This window comes from Dechloromonas aromatica RCB (assembly GCF_000012425.1).
The window spans coordinates 1,120,770-1,140,503 of sequence record NC_007298.1; the positions used below are offsets into that span (position 1 = coordinate 1,120,770).

Annotated in this window: 18 protein-coding genes, 2 tRNA genes and 1 pseudogene; 15 read left to right on the plus strand and 6 right to left on the minus strand. The window is 61.0% G+C overall.

Annotated features, from left to right (window positions below; all coding sequences use genetic code 11):
* The first annotated feature begins 72 nt into the window (after positions 1-72).
* Positions 73-1,464, plus strand: a complete 1,392-nt coding sequence (locus DARO_RS05310) for a 3-oxoacid CoA-transferase (protein ID WP_011286786.1) — start codon at positions 73-75, stop codon at positions 1,462-1,464.
* Between the two features lie 239 nt (positions 1,465-1,703).
* Here DARO_RS05310 and DARO_RS05315 read toward each other — a convergent pair whose 3' ends face one another.
* The 3 genes from DARO_RS05315 to DARO_RS05325 form a co-directional block, all read right to left on the minus strand.
* On the minus strand, positions 1,704-2,081 hold the full coding sequence (locus DARO_RS05315; RefSeq protein ID WP_011286787.1) for a c-type cytochrome: 378 nt from the start codon (positions 2,079-2,081) through the stop codon (positions 1,704-1,706).
* Positions 2,082-2,156: 75 nt separating this feature from the next.
* Positions 2,157-3,938 (minus strand): PQQ-dependent methanol/ethanol family dehydrogenase, encoded by a 1,782-nt coding sequence (locus DARO_RS05320; protein WP_011286788.1) that lies wholly within the window; start codon positions 3,936-3,938, stop codon positions 2,157-2,159.
* Between the two features lie 16 nt (positions 3,939-3,954).
* Positions 3,955-4,191: a hypothetical protein gene (locus tag DARO_RS05325; RefSeq protein ID WP_041224223.1), complete on the minus strand. Its 237-nt coding sequence runs from the start codon at positions 4,189-4,191 to the stop codon at positions 3,955-3,957.
* A gap of 171 nt (positions 4,192-4,362) precedes the next feature.
* Here DARO_RS05325 and DARO_RS05330 point away from each other — a divergent pair, with 171 nt between their 5' ends.
* The 14 genes from DARO_RS05330 to DARO_RS05395 all read left to right on the plus strand — a co-directional run bounded on the left by DARO_RS05330 (position 4,363) and on the right by DARO_RS05395 (position 17,021).
* The gene (locus DARO_RS05330) at positions 4,363-5,133 is read left to right on the plus strand and encodes a quinoprotein dehydrogenase-associated SoxYZ-like carrier (RefSeq protein ID WP_011286790.1); all 771 of its coding nucleotides are present in this window, start codon (positions 4,363-4,365) and stop codon (positions 5,131-5,133) included.
* On the plus strand, positions 5,130-6,068 hold the full coding sequence (locus DARO_RS05335; protein WP_011286791.1) for a quinoprotein relay system zinc metallohydrolase 1: 939 nt from the start codon (positions 5,130-5,132) through the stop codon (positions 6,066-6,068). The genes DARO_RS05330 and DARO_RS05335 overlap by 4 nt, the downstream gene beginning before the upstream one ends.
* The gene (locus tag DARO_RS21570) at positions 6,065-6,772 is read left to right on the plus strand and encodes an energy transducer TonB (protein WP_011286792.1); all 708 of its coding nucleotides are present in this window, start codon (positions 6,065-6,067) and stop codon (positions 6,770-6,772) included. The genes DARO_RS05335 and DARO_RS21570 overlap by 4 nt, the downstream gene beginning before the upstream one ends.
* Complete coding sequence (locus DARO_RS05345; RefSeq protein WP_011286793.1) at positions 6,769-9,078, plus strand: TonB-dependent receptor domain-containing protein; 2,310 nt, start codon at positions 6,769-6,771, stop codon at positions 9,076-9,078. The genes DARO_RS21570 and DARO_RS05345 overlap by 4 nt, the downstream gene beginning before the upstream one ends.
* 2 nt (positions 9,079-9,080) lie before the next feature.
* The gene (locus tag DARO_RS05350) at positions 9,081-10,508 is read left to right on the plus strand and encodes a histidine kinase (protein ID WP_198134101.1); all 1,428 of its coding nucleotides are present in this window, start codon (positions 9,081-9,083) and stop codon (positions 10,506-10,508) included.
* Positions 10,505-11,152, plus strand: coding sequence for a response regulator (locus tag DARO_RS05355; RefSeq protein WP_011286795.1), 648 nt, complete (start codon positions 10,505-10,507; stop codon positions 11,150-11,152). The genes DARO_RS05350 and DARO_RS05355 overlap by 4 nt, the downstream gene beginning before the upstream one ends.
* 51 nt (positions 11,153-11,203) lie before the next feature.
* A complete protein-coding gene (locus DARO_RS05360) occupies positions 11,204-12,100 on the plus strand; it encodes an alpha/beta fold hydrolase (protein WP_011286796.1) in 897 nt (298 codons plus the stop codon).
* Positions 12,101-12,400: 300 nt separating this feature from the next.
* Complete coding sequence (locus tag DARO_RS05365; protein ID WP_011286797.1) at positions 12,401-13,078, plus strand: phospholipase D family protein; 678 nt, start codon at positions 12,401-12,403, stop codon at positions 13,076-13,078.
* 409 nt (positions 13,079-13,487) lie between these two features.
* Complete coding sequence (locus DARO_RS05370; RefSeq protein WP_011286798.1) at positions 13,488-14,591, plus strand: FUSC family protein; 1,104 nt, start codon at positions 13,488-13,490, stop codon at positions 14,589-14,591.
* A 5-nt stretch (positions 14,592-14,596) separates the two neighbouring features.
* The gene (locus tag DARO_RS05375) at positions 14,597-15,244 is read left to right on the plus strand and encodes a DsbA family oxidoreductase (RefSeq protein WP_011286799.1); all 648 of its coding nucleotides are present in this window, start codon (positions 14,597-14,599) and stop codon (positions 15,242-15,244) included.
* A 148-nt stretch (positions 15,245-15,392) separates the two neighbouring features.
* The gene (locus DARO_RS05380) at positions 15,393-15,869 is read left to right on the plus strand and encodes a hypothetical protein (protein ID WP_011286800.1); all 477 of its coding nucleotides are present in this window, start codon (positions 15,393-15,395) and stop codon (positions 15,867-15,869) included.
* Between the two features lie 154 nt (positions 15,870-16,023).
* Entirely contained in the window at positions 16,024-16,761 is a 738-nt protein-coding gene (locus DARO_RS05385; RefSeq protein ID WP_011286801.1) for a Crp/Fnr family transcriptional regulator, read from the plus strand.
* 102 nt (positions 16,762-16,863) lie between these two features.
* Positions 16,864-16,939, plus strand: a tRNA-Asn gene (locus DARO_RS05390).
* Positions 16,940-16,945: 6 nt separating this feature from the next.
* A tRNA-Gly gene (locus tag DARO_RS05395) sits at positions 16,946-17,021 on the plus strand.
* A gap of 79 nt (positions 17,022-17,100) precedes the next feature.
* Here the strand turns inward: DARO_RS05395 and DARO_RS05400 are convergent.
* The 3 genes and pseudogenes from DARO_RS05400 to DARO_RS05405 form a co-directional block, all read right to left on the minus strand.
* The gene (locus DARO_RS05400; RefSeq protein WP_011286802.1) at positions 17,101-18,117 is read right to left on the minus strand and encodes a site-specific integrase; all 1,017 of its coding nucleotides are present in this window, start codon (positions 18,115-18,117) and stop codon (positions 17,101-17,103) included.
* Positions 18,118-18,173: 56 nt separating this feature from the next.
* Positions 18,174-18,401, minus strand: a pseudogene (locus DARO_RS23265) (helix-turn-helix domain-containing protein); the annotation flags it as partial.
* On the minus strand, positions 18,319-19,695 hold the full coding sequence (locus DARO_RS05405) for a replication initiation factor (protein WP_198134102.1): 1,377 nt from the start codon (positions 19,693-19,695) through the stop codon (positions 18,319-18,321). The gene DARO_RS05405 and the pseudogene DARO_RS23265, both read right to left, overlap by 83 nt.
* Positions 19,696-19,734: the final 39 nt, after the last annotated feature.

The window sequence follows — 19,734 nt, forward strand, 5'->3', positions numbered from 1 at the left end:
GACCTGAGCCTGGCGGGGAGCGATTGCTCGCTCCCCGCTTGCCCCAAAGACCAGAAGAGGGAACAGCACAACATGAACAAGGTTTATGCAACGAGCGAGGCCGCACTGGACGGCCTGCTTTTCGACGGCATGACCGTCGCCGCCGGCGGCTTCGGCCTGTGCGGCATTCCGGAAAATTTGATCGACGGCCTGCTGCGCGCCGGCACGAGCGATCTGACCATCGTCGGCAACAATGCCGGTGTCGACGACTTCGGCATGGGGCCGTTGCTCAAGACGCGGCAGGTCAAGAAAGTCGTCGCGTCATACGTCGGCGAGAACAAGGAATTCGAGCGCCAGGTGCTGGCCGGCGAACTGGAGCTCGAACTGGTGCCGCAGGGCACCCTGGCTGAACGTCTGCGCGCTGGCGGGGCCGGCATCCCGGGCTTCTACACGCGGACTGCCTTTGGCACCCGATTGGCCGAAGGCAAGGAAACCCGCCATTTCGACGACCAGGAATACGTGCTGGAACCGGCCATCCGGGCCGACGTCGCCATCGTCAAGGCGTGGAAGGGCGACCATGCAGGCAACCTGGTCTTCCGCAAGACGGCGCGAAATTTCAACCCGATGATCGCCACCTGCGGCCGGGTCACGGTGGCTGAAGTCGAGGAACTGGTCGCGCCGGGCGAACTCGATCCGGACCAGATCCATACGCCAGGCATTTATGTGGACCGCATCATTCAGGGCGCCGGCTATCAGAAACGTATCGAGTTCCGCACCACGGCCGGCGGCGCGACGCCGGGCAAGCAGGATCCGTTGCGCGAACGGATGGCCCGGCGGGCCGCACAGGAATTGCGCAGCGGCTATTACGTCAATCTCGGCATCGGCATCCCGACGCTGGTCGCCAATTTCATTCCCGAGGGCATCCATGTCACGCTGCAGTCGGAAAACGGTTTGCTCGGCATCGGCCCCTTTCCCGGCAGCGAAGACGTCGATGCCGACCTGATCAACGCCGGCAAGCAGACCATCACCAGCATTCCCGGCAGCAGTTTCTTTTCCAGCGCCGATTCCTTCGCGATGATTCGCGGTGGCCACATCAACCTGTCCATCCTCGGCGGTCTGGAGGTTTCGGAGAACGGTGACCTGGCCAACTGGATGGTGCCCGGCAAGATGGTCAAGGGGCCGGGTGGGGCAATGGACCTGGTGTCGGGGGTCGGGCGCGTGATCGTCCTGATGGAACACACCGCCAAGGACGGGGCGCCAAAGATTTTGCCGGTGTGCAGCCTGCCGCTGACCGGCAAGGGCGTGGTGGATATGATCATTACTGATCTCTGCGTCTTCACCGTCAATCCGGGCGGCGGCCTGACCCTGAGCGAGCTGCATCCCGGTGTTTCGGTGGACGAGGTCAGGGCGAACACAGCGTGCAGCTTCGCCGTGGCACCGGAACTCTGCACCGAGCATGTCACGGAGCTTGCAGCTGTGTCATGAAGGCAGAACTGGCGAGGGTGGGCGGTGCCCGGCCCTCGCGTGAAACGATAGATTCAGTCGGCAAACTACGGGATATTGAGCGCTGCCATTGACTCGGGAAGCTGGCCCGGCCCCGCTGTGGCCTGCAATGCTTATTCGGCGTAGAACCCCGGAAAGTTGCTGGGCCTTCTCATTTCGGAGGCGATAAAAACAAAAAACGGCCACGTAGGCCGGTTTTTGTTTCTTGCTGATTGTTCGGCTTACAGCGCCAGAATCCAGTTCACCAGCAGGCGAGCATTGCCTTCGGTGATTGCCACGGCATTGGGCGGCATGGAGAGGCCGCTGACTTTGCCCTTCCAGTGGCTGCTGTAGGGGTTGGAGCCTTCGAGGACGACGCGGGTCAGGAATTCGGCGGCGCCGGGCTTGCCCTTGTATTGCTTGGCGACATTGACCCAGGCTGGGCCGATCGGCTTCAGGCCATCGGGGCCAGGCTTGTCGGTTTCGATGCCGTGACAGGTCATGCAGCCACTGGTGGTGGCTAGCTTCTTCATGTCGACGTCGTTCTTGGCGTCTGCCATGGCGAGCGGGCTGAGCGCCAGGCTGGCGAGCAGTGCGATGAGTTTGCGGTGACGGAACATGGATGTTCTCCGTTATGGGTATGGATTGAGACATGAAATGCCGGACCGCTGAAGCGGCCCGGCATGGTGATGCGTTTAGCCCTTGTGCAGCTTGAAGACCCAGACGGAACCGCCCTGTTCGAGGAAGTTCACGCGCTTGGCGACGTCGCCGCCCCACAGCGGCACGGCGCCGCCCCAGCCGGTCGTGACGGCGATCATCTGCTCGCCATCCTGCTCCCAACTGACCGGTGGTGCAACGATGCCGGTGCCGACGTTGAAGGACCACAGTTCCTTGCCGGTCTTGGCATCGACACCCTTCAGGAAGCCTTCGGGGGTGCCGTAGAAGACGAGGCCGCCGGCGGTGGTCAGGACGCCGCCCCACAGCGGAGCGTAGTTCTTGTTTTCCCAGACGATCTTGCCGGTAGCCGGGTCGACCGCGCGCAGGGCGCCGATGTAGTCGTCGTTCAGAGCCTTGATGGTGAAGCCGGCGCCGAGGTAAGCCGCACCTTTCTTGTAGGAAACGGGTTCGTTCCAGATATCCATCGACCACTCGTTGGCCGGCACGTAGAAGAGGCCGGTTTGCGGGCTGTAGGCCATTTGTTGCTGGTTCTTGCCGCCGAGGAAGGACGGAGCCGAGAAGACGACCTTGCCCTTCTTGCCATCGGCACTGGCGTTCGGGTCGCCCGGACGGCCTTCTTCGATGTAGTTCGGACGGCCGGTTTCGAGGTTGAAGCCGGTAGCCCAGGTGATCTTCTTGACGAACGGGTAGGCGCCGAGCAGCTTGCCGTTGGTGCGGTCGTTCACGAAGAAGAAGCCGTTGCGGTCAGCCTTTGCACCTGCCTTGACGATCTTGCCGGTCTTCGGGTCCTTGAGGTCAAAGGAGACGAACTCGTTAACGCCGTCAAAGTCCCAGCCGTCGTGCGGGGTGCCCTGGAAGTGCCAGGCGATCTTGCCGGTGTCGGCATCGATGGCAACGGTGGACGACGAGAACAGGTTGTCGCCCGGGCGCAGGTGGCTGTTCCACGGGGCCGGATTGCCGGTGCCGGCGAAGATCAGGTTGGTTTCCGGATCGTAGGTGGCGCCGTTCCAGGTTGCTGCGCCGCCAGTTTGCCAGAGGTCGCCGCTCCAGGTGGCGTTGAGGGTGCCGGAGATGCCGTTTTCGATAGCCTTGCCGTCGGCGTCGTAGCGATAGCCCATGTGGCCTTCGACGGTCGGACGGGTCCACAGCAGCTTGCCGGTCAGCGGGTCGCGGGCGTCAATGCGGCCGACAGCGCCGAATTCGCCACCGGAGATGCCCGTGATCAGCTTGCCCTTGGCAATGATCGGGGCGGCGGAGGCGGAATAGCCGGCCGCGTAATCGCCGAGCTTTTCCTTCCAGACGACCTTGCCGGTATTCTGGTTCATGGCCACGAGTTGGGCATCCAGCGTGGCGAAGATGACCAGGTCGCCGTACAGCGCGGCGCCGCGATTGATCACGTCACAGCAGGGCATGATGCCGTCCGGCAGACGGTGCTCGTACTTCCACAGCTTCTTGCCGGTCTTCGCATCGATGGCGAACAGGCGGCTGTAGGAGGCGGTGACGAACATCTTGCCGTCGTGGATGACCGGCTGCGATTCCTGGCCGCGCTGCTTCTCGCCGCCGAAGGACATCGACCAGGCCGGGACCAGGTTCTTCACGGATTTGGTGTTGATCTGCGTAGACGGGCTGAAGCGTTGGCCCTGCGTGCCGAGGCCAAAGCTGACGACGTCGCCGGTGGTCTTGGCATCGTTCAGGATGTCGGCATCGGTGACGCCGGCCAGAGCCTGCCCGCCGGCCAGAACGGCGGCGGCGATCAGCGCAAGTGTGAGGGCACTCCGCTTGGGGGTATGACTGTGCATGGATTTGTCTCCTTGGTTATCCAATGTTTCCTGATCCGCCGGCCGCGCTGGGCGTGGGCTGCGGATTGGACTGACGCACCGGCGAGTCGCCTTCCTTTCCCTGAATCGACTCGCTGGCAGGGAACCCGTTCTGCAAGGCTTGTGCCATGCCCTGGCTGAAAGTGGTTTCGGCCTGCTGGCCGGGGGCGGCGGGGGAAATCGGGTTTTGTCCCTGTTGCGCAGTCGGCTGACCGATGCCTGCTTCAAATGTCATCAGCTGCTCCAAAGTTGCACAGTCGGGGTGTTCAGTTCGCCATGGTTTGTTTTGCTCCGGGCCGGGAAGGCCTGCCGTTCCGTTGTTTGCCCGCTTTGGCCGGGTATTGGCACGCCGCTTGCACACCATTCTCGCCAAACAGCCCACGTGGCAAAAAAGGAGCGAGACAAGATGAAATACCCTCTGACCATTGCGGCGATTGCCCTGGCGGCCCTGATGCCGCCGGCCGAAGCCGCCGCCCTGCGCGATAGCGGTGATCCGCTCGCCTCGGCGCGCTGGTCGGAAATGCAGAAGGCGTTCCTGGCCGGAGCGCCGGTGCTGTTCGACCCGCGGGTCAAGGTCATCGCACCATCAACTGCAGAAAATCCGATGCAGGTGCCGGTCACGGTCGATGCTTCTGCGCTGCCCGGTGTGCTTGAAGTCGTGGTCTTCGCCGACTTCAATCCGATCGTCCAGGTGCTGCGCTTTTTCCCGGAGGGGGCACAGGCCTCGCTCGGCTTTCGCGTCAAGCTGCAGCAATCGACGCCGGTTCGCGCGGCGGCCAGAACGGCCGATGGCGTCTGGCATGTCGGCGGGACTTGGGTGAATACCGTCGGCGGTGGTTGCACAGCATCGTCGGCAGGCGGTGCCTCTAAGGATTGGCAGCAGCATCTCAACGAAGTGAGCGGCCGCCAGTGGTCGGAAGGGCCGAACGCAGGCCGCTTGCGCCTGCGTATCGTGCATCCGATGGATACCGGGCTGGTGGCCGGGACACCGGCCTTCTTCCTGGAGGAGATCAATTTCACCGATGCCGCCGGCCAGCGCCTGATGCGAGTGCAGACCTACGAGCCGGTCAGCGAGAATCCTGTGTTCACCCTGAACCGCAACGTGGCGGATGGTCCGGTCGAAGCCAACGGTCGCGACAATAACGGCAATGCCTTCAAGGCGAGGATCGCGCCGTGAAGCGGCTGCTCGGCGCACTGTGGCTTGTCGTCGTCGGCCAGGTTGGCGCCGCCGATTTCGACTATCGCCTGAACGCTCGTCCGATTGCCAGGGATGTCTATGCCTTCATCGGCCAGACCGAGGATTTCACGACCGCCAACGGCGGCAACATCGTTAACACCGCTTTCATCGTGGCTCCGCAGGGGGTCATCGTCATCGACAGCGGCCCCTCGCTGCGCTATGGCCAGCAGATGCGCCGGGCCATCGCGGCGGTGACCAGCAGGCCCATCGCGCTGGTCATCAACACCCACCACCATCCCGACCATTTTCTCGGCAACCAGGCCTTTGCCGATGTGCCGATCGCCGCACTGGCCGAGACGCGAACGGGGATCGGCGCCGATGGCAATGCTTTCGCCGAGAACCTGTTCCGGATGAGCGGTGACTGGATGAAGGGCACCGAAGTGCAGGTGCCGACGCAGACCGTGACAGCAGGCCAGCTCGACGTCGCCGGCCGGCGTCTGCAACTGGTCGCGCTGGACGGCCATACCGGGGCCGATCTGGTCATTGTCGACGAAGCGAGCGGGGTGCTGTTCGCTGGCGACCTCGTCTTCAACGGCCGGGCGCCGACCACGCCGCATGCCGATATCGCGCACTGGCTGGCGGGGCTTGACCGCCTTGAAGCGCTGACTCGCGAGGCCGGTTTCAAGGTGCTGGTGCCGGGGCACGGGGCTGTGACGAGCGATGCCACGCCAATCCGCCAGACCCGGGCCTGGTTGAACTGGTTGACCGCTGCCATGCGCGAATCGGCCAGCGCCGGGCTGGACATGAACGATGTGCTGGCCCGCCCGCTACCGGCGGAATTCGCCGACCTGCCGATGGCGGAGACCGAATACCGGCGTTCGGTCGGCCATCTGTTTCCGGCGGCCGAGCAGGCTGTGCTGGGGGGCGGGAAATGATGAGTCCCATCGGCCACAGCAAATTCTGGGCGCTTTTCGTCCTGTCGATGGCCCTGCATGCCACCCTGTTCGCCATCATGTCAGGCCAGCGCCAGCATGCGCCGGTCGCCTTGCCACCGATCCTCGCCTCGATCCGCCTGATCGCTGTTTCCGAATCCGGATCGGTTGCCGCCGGTGCGCCTGCACCAGCGCCGGCAACCGTCCCCCAGAAGGCCCGGCAGAACCCACAACGCACGGAGCAACGGTCGGCTCCGCGTGTGACGCAGACTGCCGGGCCGGCCAATGCGCCGGCCCAAGCTGCTTCGCCGCAAGTGGTGGCGGCGGTTGAAGGCGGGGGAGCCGTGGCTGTACCGCCGGCCGCCCCGGTTCAGGCGACGCCAGCGCCTGCGGCACCTCCGCAAAGCGAATTGCTCGACAACTATCGCCAGCGATTGGGCCAGTTGTTCGCCCGTCACCAGGAATACCCCCGCATTGCTGCGCTACGTGGCTGGGAAGGTGAGGTCCGGCTGCGCCTGAAAGTGGCGCGCAAGGGGAATCTGCTCGGGGTTCAGCTCGACCGTTCCAGTGGCTTCGAGGTGCTCGATCAGCATGCGCTGGCCATGCTTGAAGCGCTGGCCAGCCTGCCGCCGCTGCCGGATGCGCTGGAAAGCAACGAAATACAAGTTGTCGTCCCCATCAACTACAAACTCAAAAAAACAACATGAAGAGACAAGCCCCTCGTCGCAGCCTGCTGGCGATGGCTATTGCCACCGCATTTGTGCCGGCCTTTGCCGCCGAGAGCATCGTCCAGACGGCCACGGTCGAAGTCATCGGCAGCACGCCCTTGTCCGGCATCGGCGTGCCGCGCCAGCAATTGCCGTCCAACGTCCAGTCGATCAGCGACGATCAGCTCGAAGCGCTGGAGGCGCTCAATCTTCCAGAGTTCATGGTGCGCGCGCTGCCGGCCGTGACGGTCAATGAAATCCAGGGCAATCCGTATCAGGTCGACGTCAATTACCGTGGCTTCACCGCCTCGCCGCTGCTGGGTACGCCGCAGGGGCTGTCGGTTTACGTCGATGGCGTGCGGGTCAACGAAGCCTTTGGCGATACAGTGAATTGGGATCTGCTGCCGCGTTCGGCCATTGCCGGCATTGACCTGATTCCCGGCTCCAATCCGGCTTTTGGCCTGAATACGCTGGGCGGGGCGCTCTCCATCCGGACCAAGAATGGCTTCAGCGATGCCGGCAGCAAGCTCGAAATGTCCGGTGGCAGCTTCGGGCGCAGCAATATCGAAGTCGAGCATGGCGGCAACAAGAACGGCCTGGGCTGGTATGCGGCCGGCGACTGGTTCCGCGAGGATGGCTGGCGCGATTACTCGAAGTCCGACGTCAAGCAGTTCTACGGCAAGCTGTCGGCGCGCGGCGCCGCCGGCGAACTTGATCTGGCTTTGACTCAGGCGCGGACCAGGCTGATCGGCAACGGCCTGCTGCCGCTGTCGATGCTGTCCGAGCGTCGCGACCAGATCTTCACCCACCCGGACATCACCCGCAACGACCTGACCCAGCTGGCCCTGAACGGCAAGCTGTGGCTGAGCGACACGCAAAGCCTGAGCGCCAATCTATATCACCGCTACACCCGGACGCGGACGCTGAACGGCGACATGAACGACGCGTACGAAAACGATTTTCTGCTCGATCCGAACACGCCAAGTGGCGCCCACAACCGCACCAGCACGCATCAGAACACCACCGGTGCTGCGGTGCAGTGGAACCTGAGCACCCAGCGCCAGCAACTGGCTGTCGGCAGCTCGATTGACCAGGCCCGCATCCGCTTCCTGCAGACCCGGCAACTCGGCCAGATCGACGGCACGCGTGGTATCGACCAGCTGGGCGATGTCACCGACGAGAACAAACTGCACGGCTCGACCCGCACGGCCAGCCTGTATGTCACCGATACCATCGCGTTGCGTTCCGACCTGCACTTGACCGCTTCGGCCCGCTACAACGCGAGCCGGGTCCGGACACACGACGACCTCAATAGCGCGCCGCCCAATCTCGATGGCGACCACAGCTACACCAAGCTCAACCCGGCCTTCGGGCTGGCCTGGCAGGTCGTCCCCGCGCTCAATGCCTACGCCGGCTTCAGCCAGGGCAACCGCGTACCGACGCCGATCGAACTCGGCTGTGCCGACCCGGCCAACCCGTGCACCCTGCCCAACTCGATGGCTTCCGATCCCTATCTGAAACAGGTCGTCGCCCGCACCGTCGAGGCCGGGCTGCGCGGCCAGGTGGCAGGCGACATCCAGTGGAATGCCGGTGTCTATCGCACGCTGAGCAGCGACGACATCCTGTTTGTCGGCACCTCGACCAGCGCCGGTTACTTCACCAATTTCGGCAAGACGCAGCGCCAGGGCGTGGAACTCGGCCTCAACGGCAAGCTGCACCGCGTCGACTGGTATGCCAACTACAGCTGGCTGCAGGCCAGCTTTCGTTCCGAAGCCTGCCTGCTCGGCGCCAACAACAGCACGCGCGGCACGGCGGCGGAATGCACCGGGGCCGGGCAGGACGACGAAATTCTGGTCAAGAAGGGCAATCGCCTGCCCGGCCTGCCCGAGCACAGCGCCAAGCTCGGCCTGAGCTGGCGGGCCACCGACTGGCTGCGGCTGGGCGGCGATGTGCAGGCCTTCTCCAGCCAGTACGTGCGGGGCAACGAGAACAACCAGCACCAGAGCGGCACCTACACCGACATCAATGGCAACACCCGGACCTTCGCTGGCTCGGGCAAGGTCGGCGGTTATGCGATCCTGAATTTCAATGCCGAAGCTCGTCTGGGTGGTGGCTGGCAGATCTTTGCCAAGATCAATAACGTTTTCGACAAGCGCTACGCCACGGCTGGCGCGCTGGCTGAAAACCCGTTCGCCAGCGGCAGTTTTCAGGCAAATCCCGATGACTGGCATCGCGAAACCTTCGTCGCGCCCGGTGCGCCACGGGCTGGCTGGCTCGGCCTGCGCTACGTGTTTGGTGGAAAATGACCATGCGATTCTGGCCTAGCGCTCGACGTGACCGCGCCCCGATGGCGTCTGGCTTGGGTCGCCGCAATCATCGGCTGACCCTGCGTACCCGCGTCGGCCTCGTCCTGACCGGCCTGGCTGCCAGCCTGTTGCTGGTGCTCGGCGGCCTGTGGCTGCACGGCACGCGCAATTCGATCCACGAAGAAGTCGAGGCGGCCAGCCGGGTGTCGGAACAATGGCTGAAAGTCGTCGTTGGCGATCTGCACGCCTTGCCGGCCAGCCAGCGCTCGGAACGACTGCTTGGCGTGGCGCGCGCCATCGGCCGGATTCGCGCCAACGAGCTGGAAGTCCATAGCCCGGATGGCAGCTTGCTCTATGTTTCTCCGGCACCGACTTACAAGGCCGGTCGCGCTGCTCCGGCTTGGTTCGCTCGCCTTCTCTCTGCCGATCTGCCGGTGCGTACCATGAGTGTTGGCGAGTTCCGGCTCAGCTTGCGCCCCGACGACTCACGCGCCGTGCTCGATGCCTGGGATGAATTGCTGGCGCTGGCCGGCTGGGCGCTGGCGCTGCTCGTTTGCCTGTTCGTCGCCGCCTGCGGTGCGCTGGCCCGGGCTTTGCGGCCGCTCGATCAGATCATGCGGGCACTGGACCGGACTGGCCGCGGCCGTTTCGACACACGCCTGCCGCAATTCGCCACCCCGGAACTCGGCCGCATCTCCCGCGCCTTCAATGGCATGGCCGACCGCCTGAGCGCGGCGGTCGACGAGAATGTCAGGCTCGATACCGAGCGCGAAGTCGCCGAGCGCATGCAAGCCGGGCTGCAGGCCGAACGGCAGGTGATCGCCCGCGAACTGCATGACGAGCTGGCCCAGGGCATTACCGCCGTTCGCGCGCTGGCCGGGGCGATTGTCCAGCGCACGCCGGATGAGCCGGCGCTGCATATTCCGGCGCAGAGCATCGTCGCCGTGACCGGCGAGATGCAGGACGGCGTGCGCAATATCCTGCATCGCCTGCGGCCACCGGTGGGCAGTTCGCTGGTGGTCGCGCTCGATCGTCACCTCGGCAACTGGCGCCTGCAGCATCCCGATGTTGAATTGCTCAGCCATCTGGCGATCGTCGACCGGCCAGTCGCCGACGATCTGGCGGCCACCGTGCTGCGCTGCGTGCAGGAAGGGCTGACCAATGTCGTTCGCCATGCCGCCGCCAGCCGGGTCGAACTGCGTCTGTTCCGCGAGGCCGGCTGGCTGCATCTGTCGCTGGCCGATAACGGCCGAGGTCAGGTCGAAAAATCAACCAACGCCGGCTGCGGACTCGGGCTGACCGGCATGGCGGAGCGCATCTCCGCCATTGGCGGGCATCTCCGCTTGTCCAGCCCGCTCGGCCAGGGCTTTTGCATTGATGTCCGCCTGCCGGACGTTCATATCCATCATCTTCAGGAGGAATTCGCATGAACAAGTCCCTGCAAGGCAAGCGCATCCTGCTCGCCGACGATCACGCGGTGGTTCGCCTTGGTTTCCGCCTGTTGCTCGAGGGCGCCGGCGCCACGGTGATTGCCGAAACCGACAATGGCGAGAGCGCGGTTCGCCTGTATGCCGAAACGAATCCCGATGTTGTCGTGATGGATGTCTCGATGCCCGGTATCGGCGGCCTGGTGGCTCTGGAGCGTCTGCTCGTCTGGGAGGCCAAGGCGAGAGTGCTGATGCTCTCGGCCCATAACGACGATATCGTGCCGATTCGCGCGCTGCGTCTCGGGGCGCGGGGTTATCTGTGCAAACGGGCGGCGCCGGAGGAGTTCCTGCGTGCGGTTGGCCAGGTCGCCGCCGATCAGCGCTACATCGACCCGGAACTGGCGCAGGCCGTGGCACTGGCCCAGCTTTCCGGCTCGGCCAACCCGGTCGAAACGCTGACTGAAAAGGAGCTGGCGGTTTTCCTGAAACTGGCCGAGGGGCGTTCGGTCAACGAAGTGGCCGATGACTTCTGCCTGAGCCCGAGCACGGTGGGTACTCACCTTTACCACATCAAGCAGAAACTCAATGTCCAGAACGCGGCCGAGCTGACTCTGGTCGCTGTCCGCAACGGGCTGCTCGAGGCCTGATTGGCGAGCGATCCGTTGTATCCCGAATGCCGGCCGAGTTGCGTCCGGCAAATGGCGGTCGGTGACGGGCATATCCTGCATATCGAGGAATGCGGCCCGGTTGACGGCCTGCCCGTCCTTTTCCTGCATGATGGCCCGGGTAATGGCTGCCAGCCGGAATACCGCCGTCTGTTCGACCCCCATCGTTTTCGTATCGTCTTCATCGACCAGCGCGGGGCCGGCCGCAGCCTGCCGAGCGGGGAGTTGGGCGCCAATACCACGCCCGATCTGGTGGTCGACCTCGAACATGTGCGCGATGCACTGGGTATTTCGAACTGGATCGTCCTTGGCGGCGGCTGGGGCAGCCTGCTTGCCCTGGCCTACAGCCAATTATTTACCGAACGGGTGTGCGGGCTGGTGCTCTGCGGCATCTTTCTCGGTTCGCGCCAGGAGGTCGAAGCGCTGCTTCAGGCGGCACCGGCCGGTCAGGCCGACGCGTGGCGGCAATTCGCCGTCGCCATTCCCGAAAACGAGCGCGACGACTTGCTGGCCGCCTACGCCAGTCGAATTCTCGGCGCAGACCTGGCCACTGCGAACCTGGCCAGCCATGCCTGGCTGAACTACGGGCGAGCCCTGCGCAACGAGGGTCCGCTGCCGGCCTGGCCGGACAGTTTGGCCTTGGCGACAGCCCGCCTGCAGATGCACTACTTGCACCATGACTGCTTTATCGCTCCGGGCCAATTGCTGGCCGGTGTCGAGCATCTGCGCCATTTGCCTGCCGCCATCGTGCAAGGGGTGGCCGACCCGCTCTATCCGACCCACTCCGCCGAAGCGCTGCACCGCGCCTGGCCGGAGGCAACCTGGTTTCCCGTGGCCAATGCCGGCCACGACGTACTGGCCCCGCCAATCGCCAGAGCTTGTATCAAGGCGCTAGGTTGGGTCGCTGAGTGCGTTGAAACAGTTGATTAAAGGCTAGGCGAGCCGAGTATGGAAAATTGCCATTTTCGCTTCCGGCCAATTGTCGCAGTTCGCTGATCAAATCACGTCGATCAGCAATAGGATGGATAGCTGCAGTTCAAGAGGTGCTATACGCAAAAATAGAGGGGGCCCCACTGCAATAGCCGACGAAAGCAAACCAGAAGGCGCTGATGCCAGAACACTTTCTCAAAGAAAAGTGCGACGGTAGGTGTATGGCATGCCTGTGTATATGATGGCGCGGCACGTGGGTACCATTTGCCCATACACATTTAATAATAAGCAGGTAACAGTATGAGCTTTCTATTCTTGCCGCAGAGCCCAACGAAAAAGTTTTCCACCAAACAGCTTGGGGGACTTTTGACTCGGTCTGCTGGACGAATCTACCTCTGCACAGCCAGTACACCGTGGCCGACCACGCAACTTTCCCAAGAGTTCAGCCAGATATTGCAGTGGGTGGCCGGCGGGGTAGAGCGGGAACTTATCGTTCTGGTCGGAATTTTCGACCAGCCGGGAAGTATAGCGGTGGCGACACAGCTACAGGGGGTACTAGCCAACCTATATGTAAATGCGATGGCGCCGTTAGTTGGAAAGATGGCTGTACTAAAGCCCAATGTGCGCTTCTACGCGGCGGAAAAGTGGCACGCTAAGGCAATTGCCATCACGGGTTACGGCGAGAGGTTCGAAAAGATGGAGGCTGCCATCTTTGGAAGCACAAATTTCTCTGATTCAGCTAGGCACGGCTCGAACTACGAACTGGATGTCTATGTGGATAACCAAACGGACCAAGACGCGCTAATACTGAGCAATTTCTCCAAGGCAATTCACCCGCTTTACCGTGAAGCCATGAAAAAATCGAAAATTAAAGATTTTCACAAAAATATCTACGTGCAGATTAGCCAACTCATTCAAAACATCCCGGCGGGATTGCCGACAAAGGCCATTCCCCTACCACTCAAGTCCACAGCTTAGCGTATCTAGTAGAGACTCTTTTGTACGGCTGATTAGTCCCTGATAGCAGTGATATTCAGGAAAAGCGGCAATCGTCTGTTCGGTGTTCCTGAGTGTATGGCTGCTTTGCCCTGACAAAACAGTCAGACAGTCGACACAGATTGAACTTCCGTTTGAGGCACGAAGTGGCAGTTTATTCAGGCACCTTCGGATTCCCCGTGCTTTTCTGGACAACCGAGAGCTTCGAATTGGCACTGGGGCGTAAATGAAGGTTCGACTTGTCTTTGGTGATGGACACCTATTTTCTTCCTCGCTCAAAGCGCTTGCCGCCATCTTTTGCAAAGCCAGCCGCCCGGTTCTTCACAGTAAAATGGCTTCAATTCGTTCTCGCCTTTGATGCGAGTAACCGCCACCGTTCAGAGGCAGAACCATGACGAGCTCATCTCGCTGGGCAAGATTGAAGATGCTGATGCAGGCCGAACTGCAGCATCTGACCACCATCAATGTCAGCGACCGGCGCTGGCAAATGCCCTTCGCTGCGGCATTGGCTTCCGGGTTGCCGCTGATGGTCGGTGCTTATTTCGATCGTATGGACTATGGCCTGATCTCTTCACTGGGCGGCCTGGTTTTCCTCTACCTGCCTGAAACGCCGATGTATCACCGCATGGTGTATCTGATGGCCTGCGCCTTTGCCATGATCGCCAGCTATGCCCTCGGTGTGATGAGTCACTTTTTTCCGCCGCTGATGATGCTGGTGCTGACCTTCACCGCCATCCTGGTCACGATGGTCTGTCGCTATTACAGCCTGGGGCCACCCGGAAGTCTTTTCTTCATTATGGCCGCTTCGATCGGCGCCAATTCGCCTGGCGAGGTATTGCAGGTTCCGCTCAAGGTCGGCCTGCTGACCATGGGCAGCCTGCTGGCCTGCCTGATTGCCTTTTTCTACAGCCTCTTCATGCTGCGCCGGGTGCCGCCCAAGCCGGTGACACCCTTGCCGGCGCCGACTTTCGATTTTGTGGTCTTCGACTCAATCATTGTCGGTGCTTTCGTCGGCATCTCCCTGGCGCTGGCCCAGGCGCTGCAACTGGAACAGGCCTACTGGGTGCCGGTCAGCTGCCTGGCGGTCATTCAAGGCATGTCCCTGCGCGCGGTCTGGAACAAGCAGGTGCACCGGGTGGTCGGCACCTGTGTCGGTCTTTTGCTGGCATGGGGATTGTTGAGTCTGCCGCTCGACAAATGGAGCATCTCGTTCGTCATGATCGTGCTCGCCTTCCTGATTGAGATCCTGGTCGTCCGGCACTACGCAATTGCCGCCATCTTCATTACGCCGATGACCATCCTGTTGGTCGAGGCGACCACGCTCGGTCATGCCTCGCCAAACGTGCTGATTCAGGCGCGATTTTTCGATACAGTGCTTGGCTGTCTGGTCGGACTGGTCGGGGGCATCTGCCTGCACAGCCCACGATTCCGTGCGGTCGTCGGCCGGCAGATTCGACGCCTGGTGCCATCCCGGCTACTGAAACAAGGGGCCTAATCATCATGCTGACTATCGAGATCGTTTCCGACATCGTTTGTCCCTGGTGCTTCATCGGCCTGCGCCGACTGGATCTGGCCATTGCCCAGGTACGGCAGGAGATTCCCGATTTTTCCTGCACGAAGCGCTGGCGGCCGTTTTTCCTCAATCCGGATACGCCACCCGAGGGGGAACCCTACCTGCCGTTCCTGGAAAAGAAATTTGGCGGGCGGGCACCGGTCGAGGCGCTGTTCGAACGGGTCCGGGCTGCTGGGCGGCCCTATGGGCTGGATTACGCCTTCGAAAAAATCGAGCGACGAGCCAATACCCTGCAGGCGCACCGCCTGATCCACTGGGCGCAGCAACACGGCGATGCTGAACGGCTGGTCGAACGCCTGTTCGTTGCCCAGTTCCAGCGGGGTGAGGCCGTCAGTGACCCCGCGCTTCTGGTCCGCCTTGCCGCCGAATGCGGCTATCCGGCCGCAACGGTCGCCGATTACCTGGCCTCGAGCGAAGATGCCGACACCGTGCGGGCGATGGAGGCGGAAGTGCGGGCCGCCGGCATCTCGATGGTGCCGACCTTCATCGTCGACCGGAAAATGGTCGTCGTCGGGGCTGAAGATCCGTCGATACTGGCTGGTGCTATTCGCCAGGTGCTGGCCGAACGCGGATAAGCGTTTGCCTGCTCAAGGTGAGCGGGGCGGGGGCGAGGGGACTATTCCGGTGTGCACTCGCGCGGCGGAATGCGGTCCATTAAGTATTCGTTAAGATTAGCCGACTAAACTACTCGGGTATTCTTCTCCGTTCACTCAAGGAAACGCAATGAAAACCAGACTTTCAGTTCTTCTTGTCGCACTTGCGCTGGCTGCTGCATCGAACATCCAGGCGGCTGAAGCGCACCATCACCATCATGGCGGTGCCGAGCCGGCGAAACTTCAGCTCAATTCTGGGAAAAAATGGGCCACCGACGAGCATTTGCGTCTAGCCATGAACGACATCAATCAAGCCATGTCCAATGCTTTACCAGCGATTCACACGAATCAGTTTGGTCATGGGGATTATCAGACCCTGGCGGCGACGGTCAGTGCCAAGGTGGGCTATGCGGTAGAGCATTGCAAACTGGATCCGAAAGCCGACGCCATGCTGCATCTGATCATCGCCGAACTGATGGCCGGGGCCGAGATCATGGAAGGAAAGTCAGTGCAGGCGCGCCATGATGGCGCTGTAAGGGTGCTTGAAGCCTTGAAGTCGTATGGAAAGTATTTTCAGCATCCCGGCTGGAAAATAGCCAAAGGCTGAAGGCCAGAATCACCTTTCAGGCCAGTGCTCTGAAAGCGCGGTTTTTCTGTTTTCAGTGTTCCTGGAAAGGGAAATAAAACTTCTGAATTATCCTATCCGGAATTAATTGATTTGATTCGTGTCAAAATGCACAATGTTTCCGGAGTTATGCCTGATGGATGTCGATAACCAGAGTTCCTTGAGAGGAGAGCGTGTGCGGGATTATCAGCCGGTGCAAATAGTCAGCCTTTTGAGTCGTATTCCCTTGTTTGAAGGTCTTTCCGAGGATGAACTCGCCAGGTTGGCGAAAAGTACCCGTGAAGTACGCATCAGCAAGGGGGAAACCCTGTTCCGCCGGGGTGATCCATCAACCGGATTTCATGTGCTGGTGTATGGGCAGATGAAGCTGGCGCTCTCGTCCGTCCAGGGAACCGAGAAGGTGGTTGAAATCATTCAGCCGGGGCAGAGCTTCGGTGAGGCCATCATGTTCATGGAGAAGCCTTATTTCGTCTTCGCCCAGGCACTGAGCGATTCACTGGTGCTGCATGTCTCGAAGGCGGCCATCTACGAAGAACTGGAGAATGACCACGCCTTCGTCAGAAAAATGCTGGCCGGCATGGCCATGCGCCTGCATCAGCTGATGACCGATGTCGAAGCCTACTCATTGCATTCCGGTACGCAACGGGTGATTGGTTTCCTGATGCACGAACTGGCCGAGAGCCAGCTAAACGATGACAACGTGGTGCTGGAGCTATCGGCCAACAAAGGGGTGATCGCCTCCCGTCTTAATCTCACCCAGGAACATTTCTCGCGCATCCTGCATGACCTGAGTTCCCTTGGCTTGATTGTGGTTGAGGGAAAGCGAATTCGCATCCCGAGCGTTCCGAAGTTGAGAACGCATCAACTGGCCTGAGCCAGAAGCAAGGTCTGATCCGGATAAATATTCGAACAGAGCATCAATTTACTTGCGATGGGGCTTGCAAAGCTGCGAGAGCGATTTATAATGCGCGCCTTTTCCTCGATAGCTCAGTCGGTAGAGCGCCGGACTGTTAATCCGTAGGTCCCTGGTTCGAGCCCAGGTCGGGGAGCCAAAAAAAGCGGCAGTAGCTCAGTTGGTAGAGCGCAACCTTGCCAAGGTTGAGGTCGAGAGTTCGAGACTCTTCTGCCGCTCCAGACATCGCGTTGGCGACGATTCTTCATCGTCGTCGATGCTGCCAAAAGGCCCATTCTTCGGAGTGGGCTTTTTGCTTTTCTAGGTCACCGTAGCTGAAACGTAGCCAGGGATTACCGAATTTAGCCGGGAGGCCGCTTCCGCCAGATGATCGGGAGCCAGGTGAGCATAGCGCTCCACCATCGCCCCTGTCCGCCAACCGCCCAAGCGTTGTAGCTCATGCGTCGGTGTTCCAGCCTGTCGCTGCCACGTTGCCCAGGTATGCCTCAGATCATGCCAACGGAAGTTATCGATCCCCGACCGTAGCAAGGCTTTACGCCAGGCACGGGTATTGGCCGACTCCAATGGCTTGCCCCGAAACGTAAAGACTCGACTCTCATGTTTCCCCTTCTGCCGGATGAGGACGCTATACGCTGCCTCATTCAACGGAATGGAAATGGGTCGCCGGTTCTTCGACTGCCAGGCATGAATCCACGCATGGCGTTGTTCCAGGTTGATCTGTGACCATTCGAGCTGGAGGACATTGCTCTGGCGAAGGCCGGTCGCCAGGGCGAACAGAACCACATCGCGCTGGTGTTGCGGCAACTCCTCCAACAGCTTGCCCGCCTGCTCTCGGGTCAGAGAACGTTCACGGCTTGCAGATTCTTTAAAGAGCCTTACCTTCGGCACCTTGTCGATCCATTCCCATTCATCTCTGGCGCGAAGGAGAATCGAGCGCATCAGTGCCAAATAACGGTTCGTCGTTGCCTTGGCCGCTTCCTTGAGCTTGGCCGCCCTGACACTGTCGATCACATCCAGGGTGATCTCATCGAGCATCAGTTTCCCGAGGTAGGTATCAAGCCAGATCAGCTTGCGCTTGTCCTCGTTGTGCGTGGCCTTCTCCGAAGTTTCCTCCAGCCAACGAACTACCGCTTCCTTCCAGGATCGCCTGGCTTTTACTCCGAGGCGATTCTGCTCCCACATCTGGGCTTTTAGCCGGTCGTGGAATTCCTGGGCTTTGATTTTGTCGTCAGTCCCAGTACTGCGTTGTACCTTTCGTCCGTCGATGATGATTTTGACCCACCAGCAGGACGAGTCTTTGCGTTTGAAGAGTGACATGTGATGTTCCTTTCATGCGCACCCTGCAACGCTCGCCGCCGGTATTGTGACCGGACGTAGTCCACCAGGTCAATTTCCAGAAAGACCCAACACTTCCCGATCTTAGCCCCTGGTATCTCACCGGCTCGGGCCTTCTCTTGCAGCGTGACCGGGTGAATCTTCAGGAAAGTGGCAGCCTGTTGCAGGGTGAGCGAATCCATATCAGCCCCCCGAGGCTTTCCGGTAAGCCCTGGCTTCATCCTCCAGGGCCTTGGCCTTGCGCTTGGCTTCCTGGTCGGGATCATTGACCGCCGTGTTGTACTGGCGATGCTTCAGGGCCAGCTTCTCAGCAATGAAGTCCTCGAAGGGCAGGCCCAGGTCAAGCGCCTTCTGCTCGTGATAGGCATAGGCACTGGCCAGGAAATCCTCGCAGCCTTCGTACAACTCCGAAGCTGGGAAACCATGCTTGGCCATGTACGACAGAATCGCGCTGTAGCCGATCTGGAATAGCTTGTCGTCATTGGGGCTGCGGCTCGGACTGAAACGTTTAGCCAGGGGGCCGCCTTTGCTCTCCCAATCGACGGCAGATAGATACAGCCACAGAGGATGAATCGGCCACCGGGAACGGGTCTTGTCCTCCGCATTGGGCAGCGTCAGGCGCAGCCATTCCGTTGTTGCGTAGTCCCATAACCCGTTCAAGTTGCTCATCACCTCAGCGAGCTTGGAAAGGCCCTTCTGAGTCAGGACTTCCCGCTTGATCTCAAACTCCAGACGCCACACCAGAGCCGAGGCATCCCAACCGGATTTCTGCCATAGGGGAATGATCCATTCCTTGCCGCTGACGACGATCTCCAGGAGCTTGTTATAGAGCCTGGCCGAGATGTTCCCACCAAGACCCACTGACCAGCCGGAGAACTGCCCGGACACGGCATAGCTGTTGATCGAGGAGGCCCGCGTCACCCAGGCATGACGATCCCAGCCTTCCATATCGAAACCGCTTTGGAAATCGACAAACAGGTCAATTCGGCTGACGTTGGCCGATTCCTTGAGCTCGCCCAACTCGGAGAGCAAGGCATACAGCTGGCGTTCGGCTCCGACCGGGCCGACATGGGCCAGGAACTTGGCCGATACCTTCACATAGGCCATCGGGGCTTTGTGGCCTGGCCGGGAAAGCTGAATACGGAAAGCGCCATCTTCCAGGATGTAGGGGAATAGCGACGCGCCTTTTTCCTTCACCTCGAAGATATGACCAGCCAGTGGCAACTGGGCCTTTGCTACCTCGCCGGGATCATTGGATTGTGCGAATTGCTTCAGTTCCTTGAGGCGAAGGTCTGACTCTCGGGAGAGTTCGCCGGGATAGGAAAGGTACAAGCTATCAACGCCCCAACGAAGGGCTTTAAACCATTCCTGTCCTGTATTGCTGTTATAGGGTGCTGTGTTACTAGGGAGCGCACCCTCAAAGGCAGGTTCCGCCACTTCTTGTCCACCGTCCGCCCGCGCCTCGCGCGCGGTGCGGGCGGCGGCCAGGGAAGTGGCGGTCAGGTTTTGGGGTTGCTGCTCGGTGAGGCCATCGCGGCCATTCTCTTGGTGCTTCGACATATCCGTTTCCTTTTGGGACTTGCCAGGCATGCCGCTGTG

Excerpts from the sequence above, each read along its gene's own strand:
- DARO_RS21570 (WP_011286792.1), top strand. The coding sequence starts at position 6,065 with ATGATGAGTCCCATCGGCCACAGCAAATTCTGGGCGCTTTTCGTCCTG.
- DARO_RS05365 (WP_011286797.1), top strand. The coding sequence starts at position 12,401 with ATGAGCTTTCTATTCTTGCCGCAGAGCCCAACGAAAAAGTTTTCCACC.
- DARO_RS05310 (WP_011286786.1), top strand. The coding sequence starts at position 73 with ATGAACAAGGTTTATGCAACGAGCGAGGCCGCACTGGACGGCCTGCTT.
- DARO_RS05385 (WP_011286801.1), top strand. The coding sequence starts at position 16,024 with ATGGATGTCGATAACCAGAGTTCCTTGAGAGGAGAGCGTGTGCGGGAT.
- DARO_RS05380 (WP_011286800.1), top strand. The coding sequence starts at position 15,393 with ATGAAAACCAGACTTTCAGTTCTTCTTGTCGCACTTGCGCTGGCTGCT.
- DARO_RS05370 (WP_011286798.1), top strand. The coding sequence starts at position 13,488 with ATGACGAGCTCATCTCGCTGGGCAAGATTGAAGATGCTGATGCAGGCC.
- DARO_RS05325 (WP_041224223.1), bottom strand. The coding sequence starts at position 4,191 with ATGACATTTGAAGCAGGCATCGGTCAGCCGACTGCGCAACAGGGACAA.
- DARO_RS05355 (WP_011286795.1), top strand. The coding sequence starts at position 10,505 with ATGAACAAGTCCCTGCAAGGCAAGCGCATCCTGCTCGCCGACGATCAC.
- DARO_RS05350 (WP_198134101.1), top strand. The coding sequence starts at position 9,081 with ATGCGATTCTGGCCTAGCGCTCGACGTGACCGCGCCCCGATGGCGTCT.
- DARO_RS05320 (WP_011286788.1), bottom strand. The coding sequence starts at position 3,938 with ATGCACAGTCATACCCCCAAGCGGAGTGCCCTCACACTTGCGCTGATC.
- DARO_RS05330 (WP_011286790.1), top strand. The coding sequence starts at position 4,363 with ATGAAATACCCTCTGACCATTGCGGCGATTGCCCTGGCGGCCCTGATG.
- DARO_RS05345 (WP_011286793.1), top strand. The coding sequence starts at position 6,769 with ATGAAGAGACAAGCCCCTCGTCGCAGCCTGCTGGCGATGGCTATTGCC.
- DARO_RS05405 (WP_198134102.1), bottom strand. The coding sequence starts at position 19,695 with ATGTCGAAGCACCAAGAGAATGGCCGCGATGGCCTCACCGAGCAGCAA.
- DARO_RS05375 (WP_011286799.1), top strand. The coding sequence starts at position 14,597 with ATGCTGACTATCGAGATCGTTTCCGACATCGTTTGTCCCTGGTGCTTC.
- DARO_RS05315 (WP_011286787.1), bottom strand. The coding sequence starts at position 2,081 with ATGTTCCGTCACCGCAAACTCATCGCACTGCTCGCCAGCCTGGCGCTC.
- DARO_RS05360 (WP_011286796.1), top strand. The coding sequence starts at position 11,204 with ATGGCGGTCGGTGACGGGCATATCCTGCATATCGAGGAATGCGGCCCG.
- DARO_RS05400 (WP_011286802.1), bottom strand. The coding sequence starts at position 18,117 with ATGTCACTCTTCAAACGCAAAGACTCGTCCTGCTGGTGGGTCAAAATC.